The 575-nt window shown below is 51.3% G+C and carries 1 protein-coding gene; it reads left to right on the top strand.

Annotated elements, in window-relative coordinates:
- Window positions 1-210 (top strand): hypothetical protein (locus FHC51_RS22085; protein WP_220436608.1); only part of this gene is annotated, 210 nt, incomplete at its 5' end.
- Window positions 211-575: the final 365 nt, after the last annotated feature.

Raw genomic sequence — 575 nt, forward strand, 5'->3', positions numbered from 1 at the left:
CTTTTCACCCGCTTTATCGTTACTTATGTCAGCATTCGCACTTCTGATACCTCCAGCATGCCTCACGGCACACCTTCGCAGGCTTACAGAACGCTCCCCTACCCAACAACACATAGTGTCGCTGCCGCAGCTTCGGTGCATGGTTTAGCCCCGTTACATCTTCCGCGCAGGCCGACTCGACCAGTGAGCTATTACGCTTTCTTTAAATGATGGCTGCTTCTAAGCCAACAGTCGGTTCGGTCCTCCAGTTAGTGTTACCCAACCTTCAACCTGCCCATGGCTAGATCACCGGGTTTCGGGTCTATACCCTGCAACTTAACGCCCAGTTAAGACTCGGTTTCCCTTCGGCTCCCCTATACGGTTAACCTTGCTACAGAATATAAGTCGCTGACCCATTATACAAAAGGTACGCAGTCACACCCCCTGCAACTTAACGCCCAGTTAAGACTCGGTTTCCCTTCGGCTCCCCTATACGGTTAACCTTGCTACAGAATATAAGTCGCTGACCCATTATACAAAAGGTACGCAGTCACACCCGAAGGTGCTCCCACTGCTTGTACGTACACGGTTTCAGG

It is taken from the genome of Leclercia sp. EC_58 (genome assembly GCF_019584355.1).
Taxonomy (GTDB): Bacteria; Pseudomonadota; Gammaproteobacteria; order Enterobacterales; family Enterobacteriaceae; genus Enterobacter.